Here is an 8,508-nt window from a genome sequence, read left to right as displayed (position 1 = left end):
ACTCGCCTCCTCGTAAAGTCCAAGAAAGTTCCTCCTTTCCGATTCTTGGACGCGGCGTGGCTCATTTGCGAAGTACTTCGCCATCGACATGCAATAGGCAGCTACATCCCATAAAGGGTCCGAGATCCGCGCCAGATCCCAATCGAGAACCGCGACAACCGACGTGCCCTCGAAACGATAGTTCGACACGTTCGGATCGCCATGAATCAGCGATACATCGGAGCGACTTGGGACTCGTTCCGTGAGCCAATCGACCGCTCTCTTGACGATCGCATCGTCCGCCATTCCGCGGGACGACACGTGATCGATGACGCCGTCTAACGCAACCCCCGCGCAGCTCTCTGGCGACACCGCAGTCAATACGGAGCCTAGATCGAATTGGCGCCAATCCAGTGCATGGATACCGGCGAGGGTTTGGACGTAGGCGGTCAACTTGGCGTCACGTTGGACATCATCCAGAGCAAAGACGCGAGGCGCCGAAACCCCCGGAACGAGTTGCATCGTTAGAAACGGCTCACCGAGCACCGCCGGATCAGGTTCCAACCACAGCGGAGCCGGGGCCGGTATCGGAGTTGGCTCGAGAGCTTTCAGCAGAGCAAACTGCCCTGAGACGTCCGCAGGGTAGAAGAGGGCACCTTCCGGGCTCCAGCGGACGATGAACTCCGTAGACTTCCGAGCACGATACGCACTGTGCTCACACCGAACCTTCCACGTCTCGTTCGAGTACCCGCCAGCCAGCCGAGCAACTCCGGAGACGACCGCCCGCGGGTCATCGAGTTGCAGAGATATCCAAGACGGCAGGCGCGCCATCAGAAGCGCCTCGATCTCGGCCTCGCTCTGCATCAGAGCGCTCATCGGTTCCGCTCCATCAGCGGCGTAATGAGAATTCCGTACCCCACATCTTCTCCGCACCGAAACTCGGCCAGCATTGTTCCGTTCATATATCCAAAGTCCCTTCGGAACGATGGCAACGACATATCCCATGCCTCGCCTTCGATATGGAGCTCAGTCCGCTTCCGGCCGTAGGAGCCCTTGTAGTACCCGTTGGCGTCTGGGCACCTCGAAATCAATGGGCGCGCAAGCAGTGGCGTTTCCACTCTCWGTTCGTCGAACAAGGTCAACTCGAGAGCCTCGGGCAGATCCTGCGCGTCCCGGACGACATTCGGCGGTCCCCAGGAGTCGAACCGCCTACGTGTCGCCCCACTTTCGGCGTCAATGATCGCGCCGTCCGCGATCAAAGGGTTTCCATTCGATTCAGAAAGAAACCATCCGTGAATCGCGTAATCAGCGAACTCCGCAGCAATCCAGGCCCTAGAGGTTCGGACCGATGCCGGCCCTCCAGCTCCTGTGCTGGTGCTGTTCAGCGGAACGTTGCTCTTCTTGTCGAACGGCTGACCGGGTTGTGGCCCGCGCACTCCCCAAGACCTATCCCTGGATCCAATGAACGGACCCTCGAACTGATGATCCCCGATTCGGACCCATCCGTCGTAGGTACCGCTTTGGAGAACGTGCACTTGGTGGTGTTCGACCGCATTGTCACGCCTGATAAACACAGGTCGAAACTCGAATGCTGGCGTCCGCGCATGGAAGACAAGGTCGAACTGGACTCCGTAGTCATTGTCGTCGACCCAAAGTCGCCACTCCTGCATCGGACGAACGACATCGACATGAATCTGCCCGAGGTTCAGGTCCGATCGATCATGATCCATCGGTCGGGAGACTCGAAGATTGTACTGCTGGTCGTTGTGTACCCCAGCCGTCCAGGCATCGATCATGTTCTGGTTGGGATATACTCCAAATCCCAACTGAAGAAGAAAATCGCCTCCCGTGCTGTGCACGTTGAACAGGCCAYGATCTTGGAAGCGTGGGTCTCCGGACGCAACGTGATCGACTGTGTCGAAGGTCTGATGAACCAAGTAGTCGTCATACGGTGTAAGCAAATCTTGCCCGCCTAATCTGTTTCTCGACTGTTCCGCACCTTAAGCTGGCCGGCTAGTGTTACGTGGGTGACTCATCGGTGCCATCGATGTTGGGACTATCCAGCCCGCTTCTAGTTGATCTTGAAGTCGRCAAGGTTGAAGGTCCCGTCGTAGTGCGGAACAAACCCTTCAACCCTCTTCGCGATCAGGTAGCTTTCCTCACTCTTGACAATGGGGATGTTGCACACGGTTTTCTCCAGGTCAGTACGTTCGATCTGTGCGTAGTAATCTGCACGCTCCGCGGCCGTCGCAGTCTTGGCCTTCTTATACAAGCCATCAACGTCCAAGAAGTTGCAGTAGCCCTGCAGCGACGTTCGCAGCGTGTATGACTGGAGAGCGCGGTCCGGAGTCGGAAACTCCATCCCATACGACGTCATGTGCAATCCCTTGAGTTCCCCGTTGACCATCTTCGGCAGGTACTGAGGATCAGGAAGCGGAACCTCCTTGACCTTCAATCCGATGTCCTCAATCTGCGCTGCTGTCGCCGAACCGATCTCGGCGTCAGCGGGGTAACGTCCGGACCAGTACGAAAGTTCGAGCGGCGGCAGCTCGCCCACTTCGGCCCTTACCTCGTCAACGAGCGTCCTAGCGGTCTCGACGTCGCGTGCTCGCTCTAGATCGAGTCCAGTGAACTCCGGCGGAATGACCCAGAAAGCAGCATCTCCGTGACCGTCAAGGAACTGATCAATGATGGGTTCCGGATCAAGCGCCAAGGCGATGGCCTTCCGAATCCTGACGTCTGAGGTAAGGCCCTCGTTGGTGAACTGCCACATAAGCGCGGAGTGCGACGGTGCGAACTGGACTCGTGCCTCGTCGCCGACCGACTGGAGTAGTTGGGGAGTTACTCCGCTCGTGAGATCGGCCTCGCCGCTCTCGACCTGTACCTTCCGTGTCGCTCCGTCTGCGCTGAACGTGAACTCGACACGRCTCGGTCCAGGTCGACCTCCCCAGTAATCGCCGAAGCGTTCCGCGGTGATACTGAGGCCCGCCTGCCAGTCGACGAACTTGAACGGCCCGGTCCCGACTGGCGATGTGCCGAACTTCTCAGCGCCAACCTTTTCATAATATGCCTTAGGCAGCGCGTCAATACCGCTCAAACGGCTCAGGACGTCTTCCTTGGTCAGGGTGCCGCCGACCGTCACGTCAACCGCCGAATCGCCGGAAGGTTTTGCACCGGTCAAATCGGACCAGTACGACTTCGTCGACGAGTGATCAAGGACTGTGTTGATCGAGAATGCGACGTCTTCACCAGTCAGGGTCTCCCCATCGTGGAACTTGATGTCAGGACGCAACTGAATTCTATACGCACCCGCGGAACCAACCTTGGCTGCAATGCCGGTGACGATACCGCCGAGAGTGGGATTTCCGTCCGGATCTTGCGCCACCAGCGACTCGACCATCGACTTCGAAACGTAACGCACCGGGCCGCTCGACCTGATGACTGTATTGAGGGTGTTCGGCTCGCTCGCGAGCACAATCCTAACGACGGATAGGGCTTCGCCCCCAACGGAACTCGAACACCCTGCCAAAGTCGTGGCAAGTGCCAGCGCCGCCGCGAGGTGGGCCCATCGGCCAAGTCGGCTGGGTCGGATTCGTCTTTGCATCGTAATTTCTCCATCTGATATCGCGATGGGATCCTGTTCAGGGTCCATCGAAACCTGGGTGAGGCATCGACGTGCTGTTGACGCGGATTCAACGCGTCTGCGTTCGCGATTTCATTGCCAAGGCCCGAGACCGTTCACTGCTCAGACATTGGAACTCTCTAAAACGTAATCTGTGGCGGCAGGTGGCCAAGTGCCATCGGCTTCCGCCCACGGYGGCATCGCATTTAGTAGCGATCGTGTGTACTCGGTACAATTTCCAGACAGTATCGAGGCGGATTCGCCGGCGTCTTGCACCTCTCCGCGGAGCAGAACGATCATCTTGTGACAGAGTCTGCCCGCCAGTCTGAGATCGTGAGTGACGAAGAGGAGTGAGCGCCGGTCGCTCGTGAATCGATCCAGTAGTCGGACGACATCCGCTTCCGTCCCCTTGTCGAGAGCCGAGGTACATTCGTCGGCGAGCAGCACGTTGGGTTCCGGCAACATCGCCAAGGCGATGGCTATCCTTTGCAATTGTCCGCCGCTCACCTGATGTGGGTACGACCGCAGAATCCGGTCGATGTCCTTGAGCCCCATATCGACCAGAATCTCGGTAATTCGCCGACGAGCTTGAGTTTTGCTCAGCATTGGCATGTGGAACTTGACTACTTCCAACAGTTGGGACTCAATGCGTCGGAACGGGTAGATCGATCGAGTTGCACTTTGAAAGATTGCGCCAAGAGCACGACCGCGAAGCTCCTTGCGCCGGTCRCAGCTGGTCGTGAACATGGTYTCGCCGCCGAACTCGATCGTGCCCGATTGGATGCTGATCGCCGGATCTTCCAGCCCCAAGATCGCGCGGATCAATGTCGTCTTTCCGCTTCCGGACTGGCCAATGATCCCTAGCCGCTCGCCCTTTGCGAGTTCGAGGCTCACGTCCCTGAGGATTTGAACGTCGTCACCACTCGCGTCCTGTGCAGTTGCGCTCAGACCATGAACCGAGAGCATGTTGTTGGCGTTCATTTGTCGCCCCCGCGGGTGACGGTCGGATCGAACTTGTCGCGAGCAACGTCTGCCAGCATGTTCAGCGACAAGGTGGTCAAGACAATGCATAGGCCGGGGAGAATGATGACCCACCAGGCCAGACTCAGATAGTCCTTGCCACCAGTGAGCATCGTCCCCCAGGTGACCTGGGGCGGAGACACTCCCATCCCTAAGAAGCTCAAACCGGCCTCCGCTAGGATCATGACACCGATCTGGACGACGCCGACGACGAGAAGGACCGGCGTCAGGTTTGGAAGAATGTGACGGAAGATGATTCCGAAGGATCCGATGTGCGCCGACTCAAGAGCGACGACAAAGGTCCGGCCCCGCAGCCCGATGGCCTCGCCTCGAACGACTCGAGCAAAGCTGGCCCATGACCCCAAAGCGAGTACCACGATCAGAATCGGCACTGAACTGCCTGCGGCGATGACGAAGGTCAACGCCAGGAGAATGAACGGCAGAGCAAGTTGAGTATCGACCAAGCGAGACAACAGCGTGTCGATCCAACCGCCGCGGTATCCCGCCACGATTCCGACCAACAGCCCGATAGCGGCGGCCAGAACTACGGCTGCAAATACAATCGCTAGGGTGAGACGCCCGCCGAACAAGAGCCTCGACATCATGTCGCGTCCGAGATGATCTGTGCCGAGAGGATGCGAGATATCGGCACCGGGTAGCCAGAAGGGTGGACGCAGGCTCTCACTGAGATTCTTATGGTTCGGATCGGGAAGAGGTAACCACGGCGCGAGTACGCATAGCAGGACAACGACGCCGAACAGCGTGGTCGCGGTTAGCGCCACCCCCTTACCTAGCCACGATGGCTGGCGACGGGACCGAACAGGCTGGACCGTGTCACGATCCCGTTCCGTAGAGGTTCTTGTGTCAGCTTGGATGGTCATGAGGTTCGAATCCTTGGGTCGAGAACTTCATACAAGAGGTCAACGATGAAGTTGATGAGGACGAACAGCACCGCGCAGACGATGGCCAAAGCCTGCAAGAGGGGAAAGTCTCGCCCTTGGACTGCTTGATTGACCAACGAGCCAATTCCGGGCCAACTGAAGACCACTTCAACGGTGACGGTGCTGGACAGGATCACGCCAGTCARCAGACCGACCACTGTTACGACAGGAATCGCGCTTGCCCTAAGCACATGTTTCAGAAGCACCTGGCGTCCTGAAAAGCCCCGCGACCGCGCGGCAAGGACATAGTCCTCCGAGAGGACGCTCACAATCGAGGTTCGGCCGACTCGAGTGACATATGCAAGCGGCACCACGGCGATGGCGACGGCAGGCAGGATGACGTGCTCCCAACTGCCGGTTCCGCCCGATGGCAACCAGTCCAGGCGGATCGAGAAGAAGTAGACCAGCACCAGGCCCAACCAGAACGGCGGGATTGACTGCGCAATTCCAGCAACGGAGGTCGAGAGCTTGTCCCACATTCTTCCGCGTTGGGTAGCGCCGAGGAAGGCGATCAGATACCCGATTATTGAGCCTGCAGTCACGGAGACAGCGGTCAACAAGATCGAGTTGCCAAGCCTCGAGAAGATGAGTTCCGCGTTTGACGCCCCGTAGCGGATGGAGGTTCCGAGATCGCCTGTGACGAGGTCCAGCAGAAAGTCGGAATATTGAGCCAGCAGCGGCTTATCCAAGCCGAGCTCACTTTGGAGCTGCGTGACGGCTTCAGGCGATGCTTCAGCGCCCAAAATCTGACGTGCTGGGTCACCCGTCCCCCGAGCGAGGGAGAATACGATCGTCGCAGCAAGATATACGGTGACGATGCCCGTGCTCAGCCTGCCGATCACCTTTCGGATCGCTCTACTCATTCCTCGGTCGCCCCCGTAGCGCCTATCGCAGGTTCGTTGAATGCGGTTCCGGGAACATGGTCAAGTCCGCTTTCCGCCACTAGCCGGCGGGTGGAGGCTGATTGGGGATCGGTCATCACACGTTCGATTGAGCCGTTCTCGACGATCTTTCCGTCTTCCATGACGTAGGCACGGTCACATAGTTGTCGCACCAGGGCCAAGTCGTGACTGACGAGGAGAAGCGCCACGTCATAGTCGCGTCGAAGGCGCTTCAGTARTCGCGCGACGTTGGCCTGAGCAGACAGGTCCAGCGCCGAAGTCGGCTCGTCTGCAACGATCAGTCTCGGCTTCATCACAAGTGCCCGGGCAACGGCGATTCGCTGAGCCTGACCCCCACTCAGCTGATTCGGATACCGCCGGAGTAGCTCGGCGGGCAACTCAACCTGAGCCATCAGCTCGGCGTCGCCAATCCATTGAGTTCGCTGCGGATAGCGACGACGAAGCTCGCGGATTCCGCGATCGACACGCTGTCGCGGGTCTAGCGATCCCAGGGCATCCTGAAACACGCCTTGAACGTCGCCCAACGTCTCTCGGTCGCGGCCCTTCCCTCGCCCGACCGAGCCCCGGGGCTGGTTCCTGATGAGCACGTCGCCGGACTCGACGCCCTGGACGCCGAGGGCTACGCGGGCAAGGGTGCTCTTACCTGAACCTGATACGCCCACGAGAGCGACAGACTCCTGCTCAAACACCCGTAATGAGGCAGCTGTCACCACTTGCTGCTGCTTGCCAGTGCGCTGGCTTCGATAGCTGACGTTGACTCGACGGATGTCGAGTTCGGCCACTCGGTCCTGGGCCCTTTGCCGTGAAGGCTTCGAGGTGCGTATCACTTGTCGCCTCCGCGTACGGGCGCCACCTCGTCAGCAGGGCGGCCCGACCGGCGATTCACGCACTCCGTTGAGGTAGGGCATCGACCATCTCTCAGATTAGTACCCATACGTCCCTGCTCAACTCCTCTTTGAGGTTGCCTTAGCTGAGGCCGGCTGCTGGTCGCCCCTCGTCCGGAGCTCCCAGGAACCGCTCACACTGGGCTGTCCCAAGCAGCGAATGTGACATGTCCCACTGGTTAGTTAAGCATGCCTACACGTGTAACGGAAGTCTCAATTTCGGGCTCTCCGCAGTTGGCCGGGAGTCGTAATTGGTTGATTACCCAAAGTTGGGGTGAGCGGTGGCGGCGGGTAGCCAGTCGGGTCGGGTGCTGCGGGAGCCGGCGTAGCTGGCGCGGCGCTGCTGGTTCGGGACGTTGCGCAGGCCGAAGGCGGTTCGGTAGACGAGCTTGGTCACTCGGTTGACGGCCTCGGCGGCGGCGTTGGAGATCCCGAGGAGGAGCGCGGTGGCGATCTCGTTGCGCCAGTCGGAGATCGTCTCGGCGAGGGTGACGACCTCGGGGACGTCCTTGCCAAAGGTTGCGCAGTAGTCGAGGAACCGGGTCAGGTGCCGGTCGATGTCGGTGCGGGTGGTCGCGAGGCCGGTGCGGGCCGGGGAGAGCGCGAGCAGCTCGAGCAGCAGGTTCTTCGCGTTCCAGGCGGTGCGCAGCGCGTGGGCGGTGTCGCCGTCGAGGTCCTCGAGGATCGTGAGGGTCTGCAGGATGCAGCGGCGTCCACGGTCGGAGAGCGTGCCCGGGCCCCACAGCAGCAGGTCTTTGATCGTGTATTCGGGGTCGGTGGCACGTCGGCGGCGGTGGCGGAGCTGGTGGCTGACCCGGCGGCGCACGTCACTGACCGCCTTGTTGCCGAGCTGGGCGGTGTGGAACGGGTCCACGGCCAGTCGGGCGTGCGGGAGCGCGGCGCGGGCGACCGCCTTATAGGCCGTGGACATGTCGATGGCCGTGGCTCGCCGCGTTTCCACCGCGACCCGCTCGTACGCGAGGAACCGGCGTTGTCCTCTCCGCCACGCTCGCCGGACCCGCCCCATCCCGCAACACAACAGACCCGATCGGGCCCCGCCAGCGGACCCCTGTGGCTCTGGCGGTTTGGTTTGGCCCCATCCGCCCACCCCCGGGTGGCCGCGCCCACAACCAGCCCGTGAGGGTCCCGCTATTTTTAAC

Annotated in this window: 8 protein-coding genes; all 8 read right to left on the bottom strand. The window is 60.1% G+C overall.

Features of this window, described 5'->3' with window-relative positions:
- A partial coding sequence (locus tag CC117_RS34245; RefSeq protein WP_198541746.1) for a phosphotransferase family protein occupies positions 1-855 on the bottom strand: 855 nt, incomplete at its 3' end.
- Positions 852-1,916: a hypothetical protein gene (locus CC117_RS37875; protein ID WP_198541745.1), complete on the bottom strand. Its 1,065-nt coding sequence runs from the start codon at positions 1,914-1,916 to the stop codon at positions 852-854. The genes CC117_RS37875 and CC117_RS34245, both read right to left, overlap by 4 nt.
- A 134-nt stretch (positions 1,917-2,050) precedes the next feature.
- Positions 2,051-3,379 (bottom strand): ABC transporter substrate-binding protein, encoded by a 1,329-nt coding sequence (locus CC117_RS05635; RefSeq protein ID WP_157905356.1) that lies wholly within the window; start codon positions 3,377-3,379, stop codon positions 2,051-2,053.
- Between the two features lie 345 nt (positions 3,380-3,724).
- The gene (locus CC117_RS05630) at positions 3,725-4,582 is read right to left on the bottom strand and encodes an ATP-binding cassette domain-containing protein (protein ID WP_198541744.1); all 858 of its coding nucleotides are present in this window, start codon (positions 4,580-4,582) and stop codon (positions 3,725-3,727) included.
- Positions 4,579-5,502, bottom strand: coding sequence for an ABC transporter permease (locus CC117_RS05625; protein ID WP_084131589.1), 924 nt, complete (start codon positions 5,500-5,502; stop codon positions 4,579-4,581). Before CC117_RS05625 ends, CC117_RS05630 begins: the two co-directional genes overlap by 4 nt.
- Complete coding sequence (locus CC117_RS05620; protein ID WP_157905354.1) at positions 5,499-6,404, bottom strand: ABC transporter permease; 906 nt, start codon at positions 6,402-6,404, stop codon at positions 5,499-5,501. The genes CC117_RS05625 and CC117_RS05620 overlap by 4 nt, the downstream gene beginning before the upstream one ends.
- A 17-nt stretch (positions 6,405-6,421) precedes the next feature.
- A complete protein-coding gene (locus CC117_RS34240) occupies positions 6,422-7,246 on the bottom strand; it encodes an ABC transporter ATP-binding protein (RefSeq protein WP_157905353.1) in 825 nt (274 codons plus the stop codon).
- 361 nt (positions 7,247-7,607) lie between these two features.
- Positions 7,608-8,375: a transposase gene (locus tag CC117_RS05615; RefSeq protein WP_256385357.1), complete on the bottom strand. Its 768-nt coding sequence runs from the start codon at positions 8,373-8,375 to the stop codon at positions 7,608-7,610.
- Positions 8,376-8,508: the final 133 nt, after the last annotated feature.

Source organism: Parafrankia colletiae (genome assembly GCF_001854655.1).
Taxonomy (GTDB): Bacteria; Actinomycetota; Actinomycetes; order Frankiales; family Frankiaceae; genus Parafrankia; species Parafrankia colletiae.
This window is presented reverse-complemented; position numbering and strand designations above follow the sequence as displayed.